The organism is Actinocrispum sp. NPDC049592 (assembly GCF_040675465.1).
Lineage (GTDB): Bacteria > Actinomycetota > Actinomycetes > Mycobacteriales > Pseudonocardiaceae > Kibdelosporangium.
This window is the reverse complement of record NZ_JBFAPA010000028.1, coordinates 141,952-161,402: the sequence shown is the minus strand read 5'-3', so window position 1 is coordinate 161,402 and position 19,451 is coordinate 141,952. Positions and strand designations below refer to the sequence as shown.

At 68.7% G+C, this 19,451-nt stretch carries 18 protein-coding genes; 5 read left to right on the top strand and 13 right to left on the bottom strand.

Annotation, left to right across the window (positions count from 1 at the left end; translation table 11 throughout):
• Window positions 1-312 precede the first annotated feature (312 nt).
• From AB0J95_RS48320 to AB0J95_RS48310, 3 genes are all read right to left on the bottom strand, one after another.
• A complete protein-coding gene (locus AB0J95_RS48320; protein WP_364773222.1) occupies window positions 313-1,185 on the bottom strand; it encodes a hypothetical protein in 873 nt (290 codons plus the stop codon).
• A gap of 80 nt (window positions 1,186-1,265) precedes the next feature.
• Window positions 1,266-2,222: a D-cysteine desulfhydrase family protein gene (locus AB0J95_RS48315; RefSeq protein WP_364773220.1), complete on the bottom strand. Its 957-nt coding sequence runs from the start codon at window positions 2,220-2,222 to the stop codon at window positions 1,266-1,268.
• Window positions 2,222-2,632, bottom strand: coding sequence for an HIT family protein (locus AB0J95_RS48310; protein ID WP_364773219.1), 411 nt, complete (start codon window positions 2,630-2,632; stop codon window positions 2,222-2,224). Before AB0J95_RS48310 ends, AB0J95_RS48315 begins: the two co-directional genes overlap by 1 nt.
• Window positions 2,633-2,807: 175 nt before the next feature.
• On the opposite strand from AB0J95_RS48310, the gene AB0J95_RS48305 reads away from it, so the two are divergent.
• On the top strand, window positions 2,808-3,956 hold the full coding sequence (locus tag AB0J95_RS48305) for a VanZ family protein (RefSeq protein ID WP_364773217.1): 1,149 nt from the start codon (window positions 2,808-2,810) through the stop codon (window positions 3,954-3,956).
• On the opposite strand, the gene AB0J95_RS48300 is transcribed toward AB0J95_RS48305, so the two are convergent.
• Entirely contained in the window at window positions 3,922-4,740 is an 819-nt protein-coding gene (locus AB0J95_RS48300) for a ThuA domain-containing protein (RefSeq protein WP_364773216.1), read from the bottom strand. The genes AB0J95_RS48305 and AB0J95_RS48300 overlap by 35 nt on opposite strands.
• Window positions 4,741-5,072: 332 nt before the next feature.
• On the bottom strand, window positions 5,073-6,359 hold the full coding sequence (locus AB0J95_RS48295) for a ThuA domain-containing protein (RefSeq protein WP_364773215.1): 1,287 nt from the start codon (window positions 6,357-6,359) through the stop codon (window positions 5,073-5,075).
• A gap of 162 nt (window positions 6,360-6,521) precedes the next feature.
• On the opposite strand from AB0J95_RS48295, the gene AB0J95_RS48290 reads away from it, so the two are divergent.
• The gene (locus AB0J95_RS48290) at window positions 6,522-7,229 is read left to right on the top strand and encodes a VIT family protein (protein WP_364773213.1); all 708 of its coding nucleotides are present in this window, start codon (window positions 6,522-6,524) and stop codon (window positions 7,227-7,229) included.
• A gap of 160 nt (window positions 7,230-7,389) precedes the next feature.
• Here AB0J95_RS48290 and AB0J95_RS48285 read toward each other — a convergent pair whose 3' ends face one another.
• The 4 genes from AB0J95_RS48285 to AB0J95_RS48270 all read right to left on the bottom strand — a co-directional run bounded on the left by AB0J95_RS48285 (window position 7,390) and on the right by AB0J95_RS48270 (window position 11,169).
• Window positions 7,390-8,091, bottom strand: a complete 702-nt coding sequence (locus AB0J95_RS48285; protein ID WP_364773212.1) for a GntR family transcriptional regulator — start codon at window positions 8,089-8,091, stop codon at window positions 7,390-7,392.
• Window positions 8,088-9,545 carry a cytosine permease gene (locus AB0J95_RS48280; RefSeq protein ID WP_364773210.1) on the bottom strand — a complete coding sequence of 486 codons (1,458 nt, stop codon included), beginning with the start codon at window positions 9,543-9,545 and terminating at the stop codon, window positions 8,088-8,090. The genes AB0J95_RS48285 and AB0J95_RS48280 overlap by 4 nt, the downstream gene beginning before the upstream one ends.
• 104 nt (window positions 9,546-9,649) lie before the next feature.
• Window positions 9,650-10,576: an amidohydrolase family protein gene (locus AB0J95_RS48275; protein WP_364773208.1), complete on the bottom strand. Its 927-nt coding sequence runs from the start codon at window positions 10,574-10,576 to the stop codon at window positions 9,650-9,652.
• Window positions 10,577-10,608: 32 nt separating this feature from the next.
• Window positions 10,609-11,169, bottom strand: a complete 561-nt coding sequence (locus AB0J95_RS48270) for a helix-turn-helix domain-containing protein (RefSeq protein WP_364773207.1) — start codon at window positions 11,167-11,169, stop codon at window positions 10,609-10,611.
• Between the two features lie 74 nt (window positions 11,170-11,243).
• On the opposite strand from AB0J95_RS48270, the gene AB0J95_RS48265 reads away from it, so the two are divergent.
• Window positions 11,244-12,131 (top strand): TIGR03564 family F420-dependent LLM class oxidoreductase, encoded by an 888-nt coding sequence (locus AB0J95_RS48265; protein WP_364773205.1) that lies wholly within the window; start codon window positions 11,244-11,246, stop codon window positions 12,129-12,131.
• On the opposite strand, the gene AB0J95_RS48260 is transcribed toward AB0J95_RS48265, so the two are convergent.
• The 3 genes from AB0J95_RS48260 to AB0J95_RS48250 are packed head-to-tail and all read right to left on the bottom strand — an operon-like array spanning window position 12,121 to window position 16,229.
• A complete protein-coding gene (locus tag AB0J95_RS48260; RefSeq protein ID WP_364773204.1) occupies window positions 12,121-12,603 on the bottom strand; it encodes a DUF742 domain-containing protein in 483 nt (160 codons plus the stop codon). The genes AB0J95_RS48265 and AB0J95_RS48260 overlap by 11 nt on opposite strands.
• Window positions 12,604-12,621: 18 nt before the next feature.
• Window positions 12,622-13,053: a roadblock/LC7 domain-containing protein gene (locus AB0J95_RS48255; protein ID WP_364773203.1), complete on the bottom strand. Its 432-nt coding sequence runs from the start codon at window positions 13,051-13,053 to the stop codon at window positions 12,622-12,624.
• Complete coding sequence (locus AB0J95_RS48250) at window positions 13,050-16,229, bottom strand: nitrate- and nitrite sensing domain-containing protein (protein ID WP_364773202.1); 3,180 nt, start codon at window positions 16,227-16,229, stop codon at window positions 13,050-13,052. The genes AB0J95_RS48255 and AB0J95_RS48250 overlap by 4 nt, the downstream gene beginning before the upstream one ends.
• 288 nt (window positions 16,230-16,517) lie before the next feature.
• Here AB0J95_RS48250 and AB0J95_RS48245 point away from each other — a divergent pair, with 288 nt between their 5' ends.
• Window positions 16,518-16,871, top strand: coding sequence for a DUF485 domain-containing protein (locus AB0J95_RS48245; protein ID WP_364773200.1), 354 nt, complete (start codon window positions 16,518-16,520; stop codon window positions 16,869-16,871).
• Window positions 16,868-18,451 carry a cation acetate symporter gene (locus AB0J95_RS48240; RefSeq protein WP_364773199.1) on the top strand — a complete coding sequence of 528 codons (1,584 nt, stop codon included), beginning with the start codon at window positions 16,868-16,870 and terminating at the stop codon, window positions 18,449-18,451. Before AB0J95_RS48245 ends, AB0J95_RS48240 begins: the two co-directional genes overlap by 4 nt.
• A gap of 109 nt (window positions 18,452-18,560) precedes the next feature.
• Here the strand turns inward: AB0J95_RS48240 and AB0J95_RS48235 are convergent, their stop codons facing one another.
• A complete protein-coding gene (locus AB0J95_RS48235) occupies window positions 18,561-19,382 on the bottom strand; it encodes an SAM-dependent methyltransferase (RefSeq protein WP_364773197.1) in 822 nt (273 codons plus the stop codon).
• Window positions 19,383-19,451: the final 69 nt, after the last annotated feature.

Here is a 19,451-nt window from a genome sequence, read left to right as displayed (position 1 = left end):
CCACACCTGCTATGACGAACACACCGCCTGGGCCCACCGCACCCAAGATCACCAAACCGCCGCTTGACAAGCCACGGCCCTGGGATGTCTAACCCCACCCCACTCACCCACCTCCCCGCCGCATCCCCCTCACCTCCCGCCGTGTCCCACATTCACGGACCCCGTGTCCCACATTCACGGACCCCGTGTTCCCCATTCACGCACCCCGTGTTCCCCATTCGTCCGCCACGGGGGTGGGCGAACGCGGAAGACACCCACCGTGAACGTGGGACACGGGGGCGGTGAGTGTGGGACACGCGGGGGTGGGGTGGGCTATGGCTCGGGTGGGGTGGGGAGTTGGTGGCCGTTGGGTTCGATGGCCTGGATGAGTTTGAGCATCTCAGGGGCCGGGAGGTCCTTGCTGTTGGCGGCCGCCGTGAGCTGGGCCAGGTGGCCGATCATGCGGGCGCTGTCCTCGATCTGGTCGGTGTGCCGGGCGAGCCACCACACCACTGCGCTGCCGGTGTCCTTGAGGACGTCCTCACTCAGGTACCGGCGCATGCTCACCTCCATCCGCCGCTCCTGGTCCCACATCCGCTCGTGTTTGCGCAGCTCGGCGAGCCGGGCCAGGCGTCGCTCGTCCTCGTCGGACACCACCAGCTTCACGTCCACGGCCCACGCGATGACGTGCCCATACGGCTCGGCGAGCGGAGTTCCCAAGGCGACGGCGAGCCGGTGCTGGACGACCTTCACGTCCTCGGGCTTCTCCAGCACCGTCAGCTCACGCGCCCGGGTCAGGATCCAGTTCACCGCGAGGTCGACCGGGCTGGCGTGCGGGGTGCTGTTCTTCGGCTCGGTCTGCCGCCAGCACACCGTCGCCGACAACAGCACCCGGTAGTCGGTCTCGGAGCTGGGCAGCGGGATCGCCGACAGCGGGTACTGCACGTGCGCGGGCGGTTCGGGCGGCTGCGCCTCCGCCTCCTCGATCTGGGCGCGTTTCTGCTGCTCGACGATGGCCCGCAGCTCGGCCTGCTCGCGGCGGTGCACGATGTTCACCGCGATCAGCGCGGCGATGGCGTCACCAGCGATCATCACCGCCGCCCACATCCACACCGGTCCGTGGACCACCAGGCTGAGCGCCAGCACGACGATGGTGACGACAACGGCCGCGAGCAGGGCTGCCCGAGTTTTGTCAGTCTGTCCCATGGTCACCTGCCTCCTCGGCCCTCCCGCGACCATAGTCGCCCGCCGGCGGAACCTCCCGGTACCGCCGTGGCGGGAATATCTCAGCCGGTGAGTTCGGGCGCGTAAGCGAACAGGCCGGGCACCCCGCCGGTGTGCAGGAACACAATGGTCTCATCAGCACCGATCTCACCATTGCGAATCATGTCCACCATGGCCGCGGCCGCTTTGCCGCTGTAGACCGGATCCAAGGTGATGCCCTCGGTGCGCGCGAACAACCGCAGCGCGCCCCACATCTCCGCGGTGGGAATCCCATATCCCGGACCGACGGCACGATCCGTGATCAGCAGATCCAGACCGTCGAGGTTCGCGACCGCCGAGGCCAGGCGGGTGATGTCCGCACGGGACTCGTCCGCGGTGTGCGAAACACAGGCCGCGACCAACGTCACCGGCCAGTCCAGCAGGCAAATTCCGGCAGCGACACCCGCCGCCGTTCCGGCACTGCCGACCGGGACCACGATCTTCGAGATCGACGCCAGCTGCGCGTGCAGTTCGGCGGTGGCGGCCACATATCCGAGGATCCCGGTCTCATTCGACCCGCCGACCGGGAACGTGGCGGTCTTCTCCCGCGCCGCCAGCCGCTCGTAGGTCGCGACCGTCTCTTCTTCCGTGTCACAAATGTGGACGTTCGCGCCGTACAAATTGTCCAGCAGCACATTGCCGGACCGCTCATAGGCGACATCGGACCGCGGCACTGATTTCGTCAGGATCAGCTCACACTGCAGGCCGAGCTTCGCGCACACCGCGGCGGTCTGCCGGGCGTGGTTGCTCTGCAGCGCCCCGAACGTGATCACGGTGTCCACACCGGACTCCCGCGCCTCGCCGATCAGGAACTCCAGCTTGCGCAGCTTGTTGCCGCCCACCCCGAGGCCGTTCACGTCGTCGCGTTTGACCAGGATCCGTGGCCCGCCAAGGGCTTCGGTCAGCCGAGGGCAGTCCTCCAGCGCGGTCGGCCACTGCCCCAGCACGACCCGCGGGTACCCGGAGAGGTCCACCGCCATCAGCCCAGCGCCTTGCGGATGTCGCCGGCGTACTGCTCGGCCTCCTCGTCGGACTCGTACTTGGTCCGTGGCCAGAAGAAGCCACGCAGCCCGTCGCCCTTGGTCCGCGGCACGACGTGCGTGTGCAGGTGCGGCACGCTCTGGCTGACCACGTTGTTCATGGCGACGAATGAGCCCTGCGCGCCCAGCCCGTCCTGCACGGCGGCGGTGATCCGCTGCACGAACCCGAAGTACCCGGCGAGGTCCTTGGCGGGCAGGTCGGTCAGGGTCTCGATGTGCGCGGCCGGGGCGACCAGGACATGGCCCTTGAACACCGGCCGGATGTCCAGGAACGCCGTGCCTGCCGGCTCGGCGGCGACCACGAACCCCGGCTGCCGGCCGGCGATGATCTCACAGAACAAACACGCCATTCGCTCACCCTAGTGGTCTCACTGGGCCATCAGCCCCCATGCTGATCGCCGCGTCGCCTGGAGGTGGATGCGCGCGCATGGCCGGGCCGCGTTCACTCGATCCGGCTACCCGAGTTGTCCGGCCCTGGTGGGATCGGTATGACGGCCGGGTCGAACAGGAAAGGTGTTCCGCACGGTGAGTTCCCACGCGATGTCCGCCGCCCTCGCGATCGTCGGCGGCTGCGTGCTGGCCGCGTTCGCGTTCCTGCCGTTCGTGGTGGTCAGCTACCGCAGACGCGGCGAGCTGGGCTTCGGGCGTACGCTGCTCGCGTTCGGGTTCCTGGTCTACGGCCTGGCCATCGTGACGTACACGCTGCTGCCGCTGCCGGACCTCAACGCCGCCTGGTGCGCGGCGCACGAGTCGCTGCGTCACCCGCAGGTGAACGTGCTGCAGTTCATCGCCGACATCCGCCGGGAGCAACACGGCGCCGGGTTCTCGGCGCTGCTGCACAACCCGGCGGTCCAGCAGATCGCGTTCAACGTCGCGTTGTTCGTGCCGCTCGGGGCGTTCCTGCGGCAGTTCTTCCGGCGCGGACCGGTGACGTCGGTGCTGATCGGGTTCGGGGTGTCGCTGCTGGTCGAGTGCACCCAGCTGACCGGCAACTGGTTGCTGTTCCCGTGCCCCTACCGGCTGTTCGACGTCGACGACCTGATCGCGAACACCCTGGGCACGGTGGTCGGTGTGGCGCTGGCGCCGGTGTTGCGGGTGCTCGGGGCGCGTGAACCGGCTGCCGCGCCTGGTGAACCGCGGCGGGTCACGGCCTGGCGGCGGCTGCTGGGCATGCTGCTCGACCTCGTGTCGGTGTACCTGCTCGGCGCGCTGCTGGTGACCGTGACCCGGCTGACCGCGTACCTGGTGTTCGATGTGGACCCGAACAGCCAGATGTGGAACGAAGGCATCGACGTCGTGCTCGGCGTGTGGTTGCCCGCGGCGGTATTGCTGTTCGTGCCGTCGATGCGCGGTTCCACGGTGGGACAGAACGCGGTGCGGCTGCGACGGGTCCGGACGGACGGTGAACGCCCGGGTGCGCGTGGCCTGCTCGCGGCGTTGTTCGGCGGTGGCGGCTACTTCATCCTCACCGGACTGAACACAATGGACTCGTCGTTCTTCGGTCCGGCGCCCGCGCTGATCGCGTTCCTCAGCTTCGTGTTGGTTTGGCCGCGAGCACACCGCGGCCTGTCCGGGTACGTCGCCGGTCTGTACATAGTGGACTCGAGGGGCGGCGCGGACCGCCCCTCGGATCCGGTGGTCAGCGCCGGCCCAGCCACATCAGGCCGTCGGTGATGAACTTGTTCTGGTCCGCGCTGGCGAACGTCGACGAGGTGCCCTGACCGTTCGGCCCCACGGCGTCATGGCCGAAGTTGGCGTACAGCATGCGGTAGTTCTTGTTGGTCCACATGATCGGGTAGTACCCGCTGCGCCACGACTGGTTCGGGTCGGTGCCCAGCGGGAAGCTGCGCGGGTTGACCGACGCCAGGATGGTGATGTTCGAGTTCTGCCGCAGGTCCTTCGACCAGCTGTACCACTCGCTCACCGACGAGGTGATCACCGCGGGCAGGTTCCTGGTCGACGGATGCGTCCGGTTGGGAATGTCCAAAACAGCCGACGTCGGGCCCCAGGTGTTGCTCTTGAAGTTGCCCGAGCCCAGGAACGTGTTGTGGTACCAGGACCAGCCGCTGGCGTTCGTGGTGAACGCCGAGACGTGGAAGCCGAAGAAGCCGCCGCCGTTCTGCATGTAGTTCTGGAAACCGGTGCGCTGGTTGGCCGCCGTGGGCAGGTCGTCAAGGAACATGACGACCTGGTACTGCGACAGCTTCGAGCTGTTGGCCAGGATGGTCCAGTCCTTGCTGGCGGTGTAGCTGAAGTTGTTCTGGGCGGCCAGCTTGGCGAACCAGGGGTTGGCTTCCTTGACGTACGCGATGTGTCCCGAGTCGTAGTCACCGTTGTAGAAAGCGATCACCTTGAACTGCGGCGCCGCCGAGGCGACCGACGGAACCGCCAGCAGCCCGATGGCCGCGACGAGAACGACCAACGCCTGGATGAACTTCCTGATGCCGGTTTTCGGCATGCACATATCCTTTCGACTAGCGGCGGCGGCGATGACCGGCAACTGACGCCAGTACCGAATGGATGTTTCAAGCACCGCGCAGTGCTGCGGTACGGCTACTGCTCACGCGAGGCCTTGCCCTGCGGCTCTGTTCCCGGACGGACGGCGATCGCCCGGGGATCCGCCGGCTGGTCCCGGGTCTCCGGCTGGTCCGGCCAGGTCCGCACCGCGACCTGCCCGGCCGTGCGTGGCCGACGTACAAACTGGACTCTCGCACCCACAGGACACCTGACATCGCTTGGATTGCATGAACTGCCGAGGGACGGCCGCGACCGCCCCTCGGCCTGCGGAACTCAGCCCAGCGCGTTCACCCGGAACGACTGGGACGCGCTGCCGTTGCAGGTCAACTGCACCAGCTGCACACTGTCCGCAGTGGACCCACCCGGCACCGTCAGGCACTTGTTGGCATGCCGGTCGACGAAGTGGAAGTAACCGCCGGTCTCGGAGACCGGCTGCCACTGCTGGTTGTTCCCGCCGCCGTACGCCCACAGCTGCAGCCCGGCGTTGTCCGCTGTGGACACTCCGGCCACGTCGATCACCTGTGCCGGGTTGTTGCGGTTGTTCACCCTGGTGAACCCGGAGGTGGTCGGCTGGAACTGGAACTGCTGGGCGTTCGTGCTGTTGCAGGCGTACTGCTGGATGACCGTGCCGTTGGCCGAGGCCGCGGCGCGGGCGTCCACGCACTTCGACGAACCTTTGTTGATCACGCTGTACCAGGCGGTCGGCGAGATCGGGCCGCCCGGGTCCGGCGGGACCTGGGTGCCGCCGCCCAGCCACATCAGGCCGTCGGTGATGAACCGGTTCTGGTCCGGGCTGGCGAAGGTGGACGATGTGCCCTGCCCGTTGGAACCCACGGCGTCGTGGCCGAAGTTGGCGTAGAGCATCTTGTAGTTCTTGTTGGTCCACATGATCGGGTAGTACCCGCTGGTCCACGCCTGGTTGGGGTCGGTGCCCAGCGGGAAGCTCCGCGGGTTGACCGAGGCCAGGATCTGGATGTCCGGGTTCTGCCGCAGGTCGTTGGTCCAGCTGTACCACTCGCTGACCGACGAGTTGATCACGGCGGGCAGGTTCTTGGTCGACGGATGCGTGCGGTTCTCGATGGTGAGGATCGCCGCCTCCGGTCCCCAGGTGTTGTTGCGGAAGTTACCGCCGCCCAGGAACGTGTTGTGGTACCAGGACCACTCGTTCGCGTTCGTGGTGAACGCGGACACGTGGAAGCCGAAGAAGCCGCCGCCGTTCTGCATGAAGTTCTGGAAACCGCTGCGCTGGGCGGCGGAGTGCGGCAGGTCGTCGAGGAACATGACGACCTGGTACTGCGACAGCTGCGAGCTGTTGGCCAGCAGGTCCCAGTTCTGCGTCGCGGTGTAGCTGAAGTTGTTCTGTGCGGCCAGGTTGGCGAACCAGGGGTTGGCCTCCTTGACGTACGCGATGTGCCCGGAGTCGAAGTTCCCGTTGTAGAACGCGATCACCTTGAACTGCGGCGCCGCCGACGCGACGGTGGGGATCGACATGAAACCGAGGAACAGCCCGAGCACGGCCAGTGCCTGCACCAGTTTTCTGATGCCCCCGTTTTTAGGCATGCAGGTACCCCTTCGGGATATCGGCGGCGCTGAAACTGGCAGGCAGGGACCAGTACCGACAGCTGACGGTTACACAGCGAGACCAGAGCGTACGGTGGTCTATACCATTCTCGCAAGACGCCGATGAGAGCAAACCCGGCGGGCGTGTTCTACGCTCAGTGAGTGACGGAGGTCCAGCATCACGAGCCGCACGAGGACACCGGGGCGCGGCTGAACTGGTTGCGCGCGGGCGTGCTCGGCGCGAACGACGGAATCGTGTCCACCGCGAGCATCGTGCTGGGCGTCGCCGGGGCAACCACCTCGGTGCCACAGATCGTGACCGCGGGCCTGGCCGGCCTGTTCGCGGGTGCGCTGTCCATGGCCGCCGGGGAATACGTGTCCGTTTCCAGCCAGCGGGACGCCGAGCGGGCATTGCTCGAGCAGGAACGCCGGGAACTGAAGGAAATGCCCGAATACGAGCTGGCCGAGCTGACCGAGATCTACGAGCAGAAGGGCCTGAGCCCGCAGCTGGCCCGCGAGGTCGCCGAGCAGCTGACCGCCAGGGACGCGCTGGCCGCGCACGCCGAGGCGGAGCTCAAGATCGACCCCGACGGCCTGACCAGCCCCTGGCAGGCCGCCTTCGCCAGCTTCGTGGCGTTCACCGTGGGCTCGCTGCTGCCGCTGCTGACGTTCCTGATCCCGAGCGGCGCCTTCCGGGTGTCACTCACCGTGGCCACCGGCGTGCTCGCCCTGGCGCTCACCGGCTCGATCAGCGCCCGCCTCGGCGGCGCCCCGCGACTACCCGCCATCATGCGCAACATCGGCGGCGGAGTCGTGGCCATGGCCGTCACCTACGCCATAGGCCACCTCGTAGGCACCGCCGTCGGCTAACCGCTCCCCCGCGTGTCCCCCGTTCCTCCGCCCCATGTCCCCCGTTCCTCCCCCGCGTGTCCCCCGTTCCTCCGGCCTGTGTCCCCCGTTCCTCCGGGCGGGGAGAACTCGGGGTGGAGGAAAGGGGGACACACCTCGGAGGAAAGGGGGACACGCGGGGTTAGGAGCCGAAGGTGATGTGGAGGCGGAAGCGGTCGGGGTCGAGGATGCTCTCCACGTACTCGACGAACTTGCCGTCCAGGTCTCGGGACAGCCTGCGGGTGCGCAGGAAGCGGTCGCCTTCCTGGTGGCCGAGCAGGCGGGCGTCGTTCGCGCTCAGCCGGATCACCTCGGCCCACTCCTCGCCCACCTCGGGCACCAGGCCGACCGACCGCAGGTCGTCGTAGATGTGGTCGACCCGGCCGCGTTCCGGGAGCTCGGCCAGGCCGCCGATGGCCGGGATCCGGCTGCGCTCGATGGAGATCGGCGCTCCGTCCACAATGGTGCGCACCCGGTCGATGGCGACCATGGTGGCCGACTCGAGGTCGAACAGGGTGGCCAGCTCCGGTTCCTCGACAACCTCCAGCAGCACCACCGTGGTGGCGGTCCGCACGCCGTTCTCGGCCAGCGCCCGTGTCCATCCGAGACGGTCGTCGATGGCGCGGTCGTCGAAGGTGACGAACGAGCCCTTGCCCGAGTGGGTGGCGATCAGGCCCTGGTTGCCCAGCTCGGTCAGGGCCTGGCGGACGGTGTTGCGGCTGACGCCGAACCGGGCCGCGAGGGCGTTCTCGCCGGGTAACTGGGCGCCGTTGGGCAGCCTGCCGACCTGGATCTCCCTGGCCAGCTCCGCGACGATGTGCTCGTGCTTGAGACGTCCGCTCACAGCTCCTCCTGTGCCCGCACCCGGCCGCGGCCGGATACCAGTGTCACCACGAACCCGATCACCAGTGCCACCAGGACACCCAGGTTCGCGCCCGCCCATGCCCCGCCCAGCCCGAAGGGGTCCAGCAGGTAGCCCTGCCAGGACAGCCAGTCGGCCGCGGTGTTGGTCACCAGGCCCCAGCCGATCGCGGTGCCCGCGAGGACCACGGCGATCGCGGACCAGCGGACGTCGCCGTAGCGTCCGTTCGGGTCATACAGATCCGCCTCGGTGTAGTCCCGCCGGCGTAGTGCCACGTCGGCCAGCATCACGCCGCACCATACCGCGATCGGCACACCGAGCGTGATCAGGAACCCGGTGAACTGGCCCTGGAAATTGTTGGCGAAGAACACCACGTAGATGGTGCCCAGCACCACGACCACTCCGTCCACAAAGGCCGCCGCGTAGCGCGGGATGCGGATGCCCAGCGCCAGCAGGGTCAGCCCGGACGAGTAGATGTTCAGCACCGCGCCGCCGACCAGGCCGAGCACCGCCACCAGCGCGAACGGCACCAGGAACCAGGTCGGCAGGATGGTGGCCAGTGCCCCGATCGGGTCGGCGCCGATGGCCTGGCTCAGCTCGGTCGACGAGCCCGCCAGCAGCAGGCCGAAGACCAGCAGGATGACCGGGGCGAGGGACGAGCCGAAGGCCGTCCAGCCGATGACCCCACGGCTGGACGACGACCGCGGCAGGTACCGGGAGTAGTCGGCGGCGGCGTTCACCCAGCCGAGGCCGAACCCGGTCATCAGGAACACCAGCGCGCCGATGACGTTCTGCGCGGAGCCGCCCGGAATCGCCGACACGGTCCCGAAGTCGATGCGGCTGGCGACGAAACCGATGTAGATCACCGTGAGCACGGCGGTCACGATGGTGATCACGGCCTGCATGCGCATGATCAGGTCGAAGCCGAGCACCCCGCCCGCGACGGTCAGGACGGTGACCACGAGCAGGGCGATGATCTTCGTCGCGTCGCCGCCGCCCCAGCCGAGGCGTTCGAACACCGTCGAGGTCGCCAGCGTGGCCAGGATGGTCAGCACGGTCTCCCAGCCGACCGTGAGCATCCACGAGATCAGCGAGACGAGCCGGTTGCCGCGGACGCCGAACGCCGCGCGGGACAGCACCATGGTCGGCGCCGAGCCGCGTTTGCCCGCCACCGCGATGAACCCGCAGAGCAGGAACGACACCACGATGCCGGCCAGGCCGACGACCACCGCCTGCCAGAACGAGATGCCGAAGCCGAGCGCGAACGTGCCGTAGCTCAGCCCGAGCACCGAGACGTTCGCGGCGAACCACGGCCAGAACAGCTGACGCGGCGTGCCTTTGCGCTCCTCGTCGCTGATCACGTTGATGCCGTTGGCCTCGACCTGGAAGGGCCGGACCTCAGCCGCCGCGTCCGCAGCGGTCGTCTCGTGTGTCATCGAGCCCGCTCCCTGATCCGGTTCAGACCTGTTCAATTGCGTGGACGTTAAGCCGTCCGGCGCACACCGTCAAGAACCCATTAGCAGGCAGTGACGGCTTTGGTTCAAGCGTCCGTGCCGAACAGCACCCGGGCATTTCCGTGGTTGATCGCCTCGCGGGTGTCGTCGTCGACGTCCGGGTAGGCGTCCAAAGTGGACGTGAAGTAGCCGATGAACGGCTCCGGCGCGAACGGCCAGTCGCTGCCGAACAGGACCCGGCCGGGTTTGGCGAAGGCCAGCAGGCTCGGCAGGGCGGCGGGGGAGGCGGACAACGCGGTGTCGTAGTAGAAGCCGGCCATGGTGTCGAGCACCTTGGCCGGGTCACGGCCGGTCATCGCGGCGACGATGAACCCGATCCGGTGCGAGGCGTACGGCAGGAACCCGCCCGCGTGCGACAGGATGTACCGGACGGCGGGATACCGGGCGGGGACATCGTGCATCACCAGGTTGGCCGCGGCGCGCGTGGTATCCAGCAGGAAGTCCGCCGCGAACGGCGGGATCCCCGGCACCTCCGGGCCGGGTAACTCGTTGGGGTGCACGAACACCACGGCCTCGCGGTAGTCCAGCTCGGCCATCACCGGGTCGAAGGCGGGGTCACCCAGGTAGGTACCGAGGCTGTTGGCCAGCAGGATGACGCCGTGCGGGGACAGCTCGTCGAAGGCGTGCGCGATCTCGGCCAACGAGGTGTCCACATCGGGCAGGGTCAGGGTGGCGAAGAAGCCGAACCGGTCCGGCCGATCCTTGACCAGCTCGGCCAGGAACTCGTTGACCTCGCGGGCGATCCGGCCCGCCTCGGCCGGGTCGCCGAAGTTCGCGCCGGGCGCGGAGACCGACACGATGGCCTTGTCGATCCGGTGCGCGTCCATCATCGCGATCGTGCCCGCGACGTCCCAGGCCGGCAGGTCCCGCCCGCCGGCCGCCTCGATCCCCTTGCCGCGCAGGACGGACACGTAGTCCTTGGGCAGCGCGTGATGGTGCACATCGATTCGCATGGCACGGACTTACGCCGCCGGAGCCCCGCCCGTCAACGGTGCAGCCCGTCCAGCATCACGTGCAGGATCATCTCGTCGGCCGGGGTGGGCTCGCCGCGGATGAGCATGTTCATGAACACCGCGATCTCGGTCAGCGTGACGTCCTCGCGCAGCGCCCCTTCGGCCTGCGCGGCCGTGATCAGCCCTTCGAACTGCTCCAGCCAGGTCTCGCGGGCCCGCTGCAGGTCCTTGTTCGCGGCCACAGCCGCCGGCATACCCGCGCACAACGCGTCCTGCAGCAGGCCCAGCCGGAACTCCGCCCAGCCCTTGAGGAACCGTTGCAGGGCCGTCCAGGCGTCGGGTTCCCCGGCGGCGGCTTCGCCGGCCATCGCCGACAGACGTTCGAACACGTCCAGCGCCACGGCGGTCAACAGCTCACCGCGGTCCGGGAAACGCCGGTAGAGCGTGCCCACGCCGACCCCCGCGGCCCGCGCCACCTCCTCCATCGGCACGTCCGGCCCGCGTTCGACGAACAGCAGCCGCGCCGCCTCGACGATCTGTTCGCGGTTGCGGCGCGCGTCGGCCCGCAGCGTCTTCATGCTCGTTCCCGTCATGTGGACGATCCTCTTCCGGTTAGGGTAGCGTGAGCGGCGAACCGGAAGAAATTCATCCACTTATGGGGTAGGTCATGCGGATCGGACTGTTCATCGACGACCGCGGCACGACGCTCGACGAGTACCTCGCCGCGGCGCGGTCGGCGGTCGACGCGGGCATCCAGGAGTTGTGGCTGGGTGACCGGCTGGCGTGGGACCCGTTGACACTGCTGGCGATCACCGGCCGGGAGATCCCCGGGATCCGGCTCGGCACCGCCGTGCTGCGGACATACCCGCGGCACCCGATCGCGTTGGCGGACCAGGCTTTGTCGGTCCAGGCCGCGACCGGCAACCGGCTGGTTCTGGGGGTCGGGCCGAGTCACGAAGCGATCATCTCGGGGCAGTACGGCTACTCGTTCGACAAACCCGCGCGGCACGTCCGGGAGTACCTGGAAGCGCTGATCCCGTTGCTGCGTGGGGAGAACGTGGCCTATCAGGGGTCGACGCTGTCGGCTACCGGGCAGGTTGCCGTGCCGGGTGCGTCGGCGCCGCCGGTGCTGATCTCGGCTTTGGGACCGCGGATGCTGCGGATCGCCGGTGAGCTGACCGATGGCACGATCACCACGTGGGCGGGGCCGAAGACGTTGTCGTCGTTGATTGTTCCCACCATCACGGCTTCGGGGCGTTCGCCTGAGGTGATCGCGAACCTCTGTGTGGCGGTCACTCCGGATCCCGATTCCGCGCGGGAGTGGCTGAACTCGATGTACGGCGCGGCGATGTCCTTGCCGAGCTATCGGGCGATCTTCGACCGGGAAGGCGTGACCTCGGTCGGCGACACGGCGATTGTCGGGCCGGAAAGCGTTGTGGTGGCGGAGATCCAGCGTTTGTTCGACGCCGGCGCGACGGGACTGCTGGCGGTGGCGATCGGGTCCGCCGAGGAGCAGGAGCGGACAGTCTCGTTGCTGGGGTCGCTCACGTCCTGAGCCGGGTGAGGCCGTGCAGGACGCGTTCGAGCAGGTGCAGGTCGGGGCCGGAGTCGTTCTCGTACACGGTGATCAGGCCGAGCCGGGCCATGTCGCCGAGCAGCACCTTGACCACGCCCAGTGGGAGCCGGAGCACGGCCCCGACCTCGGCCACCGACCGGGACTGCGTGCACAGCTCGATGACCTCCTGGTGTTCGGCGGACAGCCCGGCGAACCGGTCGAGACCCTCGGCGGAGGCGGAGACCAGGGTCTCGATCCGCAGGCGGTACTCGGGTCTGGTGCGGCCGCCGGTCCACGCGTAGGCGCGCACGCTGGCGGCGTTGTCCTCGATGTCCTCGCCGCGGTCCTGGTGCGGCACCGGTTCGGGGACGTGCTGGGCCGGCACCTCGGGTTCGTTGCGCCGTTTGCGGCGGCCGATGCCCTGGGTGAGGCCGTTGAGCACGTCGGCGAACGTGTCCTCGTCAGCGCCCACGAACCACCTCTGCTCCGGTTACCGGCGGGCGGACCCGCTCAGTTCGGCCCGCAGCTCGGGGGTCAGCATCTGGCCGACCTGGTCCACGAGCACGGTCATCTCGTACGCGATCTGCGCGATGTCGGTGTCCCGCCGGGCCAGCACGGCCAGGCAGGAACCGTCCCGGATGGACGTCAGCAACAGGACACCGTGGTCCATCTCCACGATCGACCGGTTGACCGCGTCCGCGCCGAGACATCGCGCCGCACCGAGGTTCAGGCTGACGATGCCGGCCGCGATCGCCGCCATCTGCTCGGCCCGTTCCGCCGGCAGCCGGGCCGATGCGGTCAGCAACAGCCCGTCCACCGAGATCACCACGGCATGCGCCACACCCGGGACCCGCTCGGCGAAGTTGTCGACGAGCCACCCGAACCTGCTGACCTGTCGGCCCTTGGTCGGCGTCTGGGTCATGGTTTCTCCTCCCCCACGTCGCCGCCCTGCTCAGCGGCCTTGCTCAGGCGGACACCCGCCTGAAAACTGCTCAGAAACCCGCGTGCGCGCTCGGCGTTGGCGGGACGCCTCGGCGGCTGCACGGTTTTCGAGGTGCGGCGGGCACCCGCGTGCAACTGCGCCTGCGGCACGCGTTTGGGAAGAGCGCCACCGGGTTCCTGCCTGACCACCGGCGCTGCGGCCACGCGCTGCGCCGGAGGCCCCGAGGGCACCGAAGTGCCAAGCCAGGCGAACCCACTGTCATCAGGCTGTGCACCGGAGCCGGCGTCACCGTCGCGGAACAGGATCGACGCGGGCGAACTGGCCACCGGCAACTCGGGCAGCCGGACATGGATCCCTACCGACTCCAACTGCCCGGACAACGTCCCGGAAGCCCTCACGACCCCATCAGCCGCGTGAACACCGTTACCCGACACCTCCGGCCGACTCAGCCCCAAGCCAGAGAATGCCCCATCACCACCGGCCCCAGCCACCGCACTACTACCTACAGACCCCAGCTTGGCCGGCGGAATCAGCCCCACCCCCGACTGCTCCGGCTTCACGGGGGAGACACCAGACCCAGTCCGGACATCGGGAACATTCGCAGGACGCTCATCGCCCGGCTGCGCCTGCTCGTCGGTGGGCACCGGCGGCACGCTGCCCACACCCGAGCCCGCAACCCGGTCCTCGCCATCCGGCGCCGCCATGTGCCGAGGCTCCTGGCCGGAGGCGGCGGCGCGCTGCTCCTGTTCACCAGCGCGCAGCGGCGGAATCGTCCCGGCACCCGAGGCGTCGGCCCGTTGAGCCTTTTCGTCGGTGGGCACCGGCGGGATTGCACCCGCGCCGGATGCCGCAGCCGCACTCTTCTCCGGCGGCTCAACGGGCTGGATCCGCACAGTGCCCGGTTCGGTGGGCACCACGGGAATCTGCCCCACACCGGAGCCGGGAACCTCAGTCCCATTGACCCCGCCGATGGCGCCCACCGGCGGGATGTGCCCGACTCCCGACTGCGTGATGAACGCCCGGACCAGCCCGGACTGGTCCACGTCATCACCCGCACCCGGCCAGTTCGGCGCGACTTCCTCCGAAGGCGCCGGGGCGGCGAACGCGGCCGCGGTCTGCCGACGGGCATCCGGGCCGGGATCGGCGGCTTCGGAGGTACCCAGCCAGCTGCTCGTGGGGCTGCCGAGCAGGGCGGCGGCCGCGGAGGGACGCTGTTTGGGGGTGGCGTCCGGGCTTTCGGTGATGAGGTCGGTGGGGACGAGGATGGTGGCGATCAGGCCTTCCTCGTCGCCGGGGCGGTGCGCGAGGGCGACCTGGAACCCTTGGCGCGCGGCCAGGCTGCCGACCACGAACAGGCCCATCTGCCGCGAAACCGGCACGTCGACGCCGCCGCCGAGGGCAACCTTGGTGTTGGCGTCCGCCAGCTCGGTGTCGCCCATGCCGATGCCCTCGTCGATGATCTCGACCAGCACGGCACCGGAGTCGGTCCGCACCGCCTGGATGACCACCTGGGTGTCCGGCGGGGAGAACGCCGTCGCGTTCTCGACCAGTTCGGCCACTGACCGAACCAGGTCACCGGCCGCGTAACCGAGGATGTACACGCGCGGCGACGAGCGGACGACCGCCCGCTCGTAATGCTCCACTTCGGACACCGCGGCCCGCAGGATGTTGGCCACCGGCACGGCATCGGTGAACCGGCGGCCCAGCTCGGCGCCCGACAGCACGACCAGGTTCTCGTTGTTGCGCCGCATGCGCGTGGCGAGGTGGTCGAGCTTGAACAGGTTGGCCAGCTGGTCGGGGTCGTTCTCCTTCTGCTCCAGCTGTTCCATCAGCTTCAGCTGGCGCTCGACCAGCGACTGGCTGCGCCGGGACAGGTTCACCAGGATGTTGCGCAGGTTCCCGCGCAGCGTCGCCTCTTCCTCGGCGGACCGCACGGCCTGGCTGTGCACGGTGTCGAAGGCGCGCGCCAGCTGACCGAACTCCTCGGTGGTCACCACCGGCACGGGTTCGATCGACGCGGGGTTCCCGGCACGGATGTCGGCCACCGCGGCGGGAAGCCGGTGCGCGGCCACGTCGAGGGCCGTCTTGCGCAGTGTTCCCAACGACTTCAGCAGGTACCGGCCGACGACCCCGCCGATCGCGGCGGCGAGCAGCACGATCGCTAGCAGCAGCACCGACTGCGAGCCGGCCCGGCTGCTGGTCTGGTCCTGCAACGCGGCCGACGCCGTCCGCAGCTGGGTCGCCGCGGTCCGGGCGACCTGGGTCATCAGACCGGTCGTGGTGTCCGAGGTGTTGTTCCACTCCTGCGCGCCGAACGGCATCGACGGGCGCGGACGGCCCTTCTGCGGCGCGGCGGGCTGCGGTTCGGCACGCGCCAGCCGGACCAGGTCCTGGCGGGTGGAGACGTCCTTGCCGGTCACGTTGATCAGGTAGTTCTGCCAGACCTCCGGCGGCGCGACGGCGTGCAGGTCGCTGATCATGTCGGCCAGCCGCACATCCGCCTCGATGACCCATTCGCGTTCCACCGTGGACAGCTCGCCGCGGCGCACGCCGATCAGCACCAGCGCCTGCTGCTGGCTGACCTGCTCGCGCGCGACCTGCAGGTCGTAGAGCGCCATCGATGTCCCGGTCAGCTCCTGGTCGGGGAACCGGCCGACCAGCGAGCGGTCGAAGTCCAGGATCGCGCCGGTGATCGTGTTGTACCCGGCGAGGATCACGGTCGAGTCCTCGCCCGCGAGCACGCGCGCACGCAACTGCTGGAACGACCCCAGCGCGCGCTTCATGGCCTCATACCCCGCATCCGCGGCGGATCCGAGATTCGGCGTCTCGCGCACGAGCTTATCCAGGCTGGCAACCGCGATGTCGGTGCTCTGCGCCTGCTGCTGGAACGTCTGCGGCGCCGCCGCGGGCTGCTGGACGGCCACCACCCGCTCGCGCTGGATCAGCGACATGGCCGGCACGAGCTCACCGCGCAGCGCGGCCAGCTGCTCGACATCGCTGTAGGACTCGGACAGCGCGATGTCGGCCTGCACCCGCAGGGCGCCCAGCACGATGGCGGCGACCACGGGTACGACCAGAACGGCACCGATCTTGACCAGCACCGGCCAGTTCCGCCACTGCACGACGGCGGCCGCCCAGGACCGCCGCCCAGTCACCGGAACCTCGGAATTGAATAGGACATCGCGAGCTAACCTAAGGAACTGTCGCCCATCTGTTCAAGCATCAATTACGCCACGGCCTCAATACGGTCCGTAAATGGCACAACAAACAGACCACCTAATGCCGTAAGAACTTTTCACACCAGACAGTGGTTAGGTTGCTCACTCCCAGAACGGGCCGGATGGCCTCCTTGACCGCAGCCGTCCCGCCCGCCTAGCTTGACTGCCTACCTGGCCCGCTCCCCCGAAGCACGGGCCGGAAGACCCGCGGAGGAACACCCGAGGATGACCACGACCACGTCCTTTTCGCGGGCAGACCATTTCACCGGGGAAGCCGAATCGGCGCCCGATTTCGAGGCCATTCGCAACAGCCCGGAATTCGTGCGTCTACGGCGCCGCCTGCTGCGGTTCATCTTCCCGGTGAGCGCCCTTTTCCTGGTCTGGTACCTCACCTATGTGGTGCTCGCCGCCTATGCGCACGAGTTCATGAGCGAGCGCGTCTGGGGCAACGTGACGGTCGGCCTGCTGCTCGGGTTGTCCCAGTTCGTGACGACCGTGGTGATCATGTTGTGCTATCTGCGGTTCGCCAAGCGGCGTGTTGATCCGGCCGTCGCCGAACTGCGCGGGGACAACGCATGACCACCACGCTCGCCGCCGGGGTCGGCGAACCCGGGATCAACATCGGCATTTTCCTCGCGGTCGTCGCCGTGACATTGTTCATTGTGTACCGGGTCAGCACCAGAAATGCCTCGGCCGCCGACTACTACGCCGCGGGCAGCGCGTTCACCGGTGTGCAGAACGGCATCGCCCTGTCCGGGGACTACCTGTCGGCCGCCTCGTTCCTCGGCATCGCCGGGGCCATCGCCGTCAACGGCTACGACGGGTTCCTGTTCTCCATCGGGTTCATGGTCGCCTGGCTCGTGCCGCTGCTGCTGATCGCCGAGCGGTTCCGCAACACCGGCCGGTTCACCATGGGCGACGTGATCAGCTTCCGGATGCGCCAGCGCCCGGTGCGCGCGGCCGCCGCGAACGCGACCCTGGTGATCTCGTTCTTCTACATGCTCGCCCAGATGGCCGGGGCCGGCGGGCTGGTCGCGCTGCTGCTGGACATCCACAGCACCGGCGGCCAGGCGCTGGTGATCGCCGTGGTCGGCGTGATCATGATCAGCTACGTGCTGGTCGGCGGGATGAAGGGCACCACGTGGGTGCAGATCATCAAGGCCACGCTGCTGCTGGTCTGCGTGGTGATGATGAGCGTGTTCATCCTGGGCAAGTTCGGCTTCAACCTCTCCGACCTGCTGGGCAAGGCCGCGCAGAACAACGCGCTGGGCGAGTCGGTGCTCGATCCCGGTGCGCGGTACGGCAAGTCCGGCACGTCCCGGCTGGACTTCGTGTCGCTGTCGCTGGCCCTCGTGCTCGGCGCCGCGGCACTGCCCCACGTGCTCATGCGGTTCTACACGGTGCCGAACGCCAAGGAAGCACGCCGATCCGTGGTCTGGGCCACCTGGGCGATGGTCATCTTCTACCTGTCCACGCTGGCCATCGGCTACGGCGCCAGCGCGATCGTCGGGTCCACCGCGATCACCGGCGCGCCCGGCGGCGAGAACTCCGCGGCCCCGCTGCTGGCGTTCCACGTCGGCGGCGCGCTGCTGCTGGGCATCGTGTCCGCGGTGGCGTTCACCACGATCCTCGCCGTCGTCGCCGGTCTCACGCTGACCGCCTCGGCCTCGTTCGCGCATGACGTGTACGCCAACGTGATCAAACGCGGCCACCCCGAACCCGGCGCCGAGGTCCGCGTGGCCCGGCTGACCGCCGTGGTGATCGGCTGCCTGGCCATCGGCGGCGGGATCCTCGCCACCGGCCAGAACGTCGCCTCGCTCGTGGCCCTCGCCTTCGCCCTGGCCGCCTCGGCGAACCTCCCCACGCTGCTGTACACGTTGTTCTGGCGCGGGTTCAACACCACCGGCACGCTGTGGTCGATCTACGGCGGCCTGGGCTCCTGCCTGATCCTGATCGTGTTCTCGCCGGTCGTCTCCGGCGCGAGCAACTCCATCGTCACCGGCGTGGACTTCCACTGGTTCCCGCTGTCCAACCCCGGCATCGTGTCGATCCCGCTGTCGTTCGTGCTCGGCTTCGTCGGCGCCAAGCTCGGCCGCCCGGAGGGCACCCGGGACGCCGAACTGGAGGTCCGTTCGATCACCGGCATCGGCGCGGGCTAGTTCCTGCGCTGGAACCCCGGTTCCGGCTGGGCGATGACGCCGAAGCGGGTTCCAGGCGTTGATGGTCGCGATGGCCACCACGAGCGTCGCAGCCCGCGAATGTGCGGCATCAGGGTTTGCGGCCGACCCCGCCGACCAGCAGCCGCTGCACCGGGGCCAACGGGCGCAGCCGCGGGCCATCCGGCCACCAGTCGGCCAGCGTGACCAGGCCGGGTGGCAGCAGCTCCAGGCCGGTGAACATGGCCTCGATCTGCTCGTAGCTCCGGAACCAGCCCGGGAACCCGGCGTCGGCGTAGATCGTCTTGATGTCCGCCATCAGGGGCGCCAGCTCGTGGTCCGGACCGGGGTCGAGCAGGTGCGAAAGGGCGACGTACGAGCCGGAGGGGATCGCGTCGATGTAGGCGCGCACGATCGCCGCCGGGTCGCGCCGGTCGGAGACGTGGTTCATGATCGCGACCAGGAACAGCGCCACCGGCTGGTCGAAGTCGATGTACTTGGTGACGGTCGCGTTCTCCAGGACCTGCTGCGGCAGCCGGAAGTCCGCCTCGGCGACGTGTGTGCGGTCGTTCTCGGCCAGCAGCGCCCGGCCGTGCGCGAGCACCGCCTGGTCGATCGACGCGTAGATCACGGTGGCCTCGCGGTTCACCCGCTGCGCCACCTCGTGCGCGTTCTCCATGGTCGGCAGGACCGCGCCGAGGTCGATGAACTGGGTGATGTCGATCTCGCCGGCCAGGAACCGGGTCACCCGCATGGTGAACTCGCGGTTGTCCCAGGACGCGCGGCCGAACTCGGGGTCCAGCGCCAGCAGCCGGTCGCGGACGTCCCGGTCGGCCTGGAAGTTGTCCTTGCCGCCGAGCATCGCGTCGTAGACACGGGTGATGCTCGGCCGTGCCGTGTCGACACGCCGCGCGTCATCACCCCGGCTCGTCATACCTGGCCCCGTCTCGCCTGTAGATCAACCTGATCACTGTCTACAGTACGGGCTCACGCAGCGCGACGG

What these genes read in the sequence shown, in the direction of transcription:
- AB0J95_RS48320 (WP_364773222.1), bottom strand. Translation starts at nt 1,185, where the DNA reads ATGGGACAGACTGACAAAACTCGGGCAGCCCTGCTCGCGGCCGTTGTC.
- AB0J95_RS48295 (WP_364773215.1), bottom strand. Translation starts at nt 6,359, where the DNA reads ATGCCTAAAAACGGGGGCATCAGAAAACTGGTGCAGGCACTGGCCGTG.
- AB0J95_RS48300 (WP_364773216.1), bottom strand. Translation starts at nt 4,740, where the DNA reads ATGCCGAAAACCGGCATCAGGAAGTTCATCCAGGCGTTGGTCGTTCTC.
- AB0J95_RS48245 (WP_364773200.1), top strand. Translation starts at nt 16,518, where the DNA reads ATGACCACGACCACGTCCTTTTCGCGGGCAGACCATTTCACCGGGGAA.
- AB0J95_RS48315 (WP_364773220.1), bottom strand. Translation starts at nt 2,222, where the DNA reads ATGGCGGTGGACCTCTCCGGGTACCCGCGGGTCGTGCTGGGGCAGTGG.
- AB0J95_RS48270 (WP_364773207.1), bottom strand. Translation starts at nt 11,169, where the DNA reads ATGACGGGAACGAGCATGAAGACGCTGCGGGCCGACGCGCGCCGCAAC.
- AB0J95_RS48255 (WP_364773203.1), bottom strand. Translation starts at nt 13,053, where the DNA reads ATGACCCAGACGCCGACCAAGGGCCGACAGGTCAGCAGGTTCGGGTGG.
- AB0J95_RS48280 (WP_364773210.1), bottom strand. Translation starts at nt 9,545, where the DNA reads ATGACACACGAGACGACCGCTGCGGACGCGGCGGCTGAGGTCCGGCCC.
- AB0J95_RS48265 (WP_364773205.1), top strand. Translation starts at nt 11,244, where the DNA reads ATGCGGATCGGACTGTTCATCGACGACCGCGGCACGACGCTCGACGAG.
- AB0J95_RS48240 (WP_364773199.1), top strand. Translation starts at nt 16,868, where the DNA reads ATGACCACCACGCTCGCCGCCGGGGTCGGCGAACCCGGGATCAACATC.
- AB0J95_RS48235 (WP_364773197.1), bottom strand. Translation starts at nt 19,382, where the DNA reads ATGACGAGCCGGGGTGATGACGCGCGGCGTGTCGACACGGCACGGCCG.
- AB0J95_RS48310 (WP_364773219.1), bottom strand. Translation starts at nt 2,632, where the DNA reads ATGGCGTGTTTGTTCTGTGAGATCATCGCCGGCCGGCAGCCGGGGTTC.
- AB0J95_RS48275 (WP_364773208.1), bottom strand. Translation starts at nt 10,576, where the DNA reads ATGCGAATCGATGTGCACCATCACGCGCTGCCCAAGGACTACGTGTCC.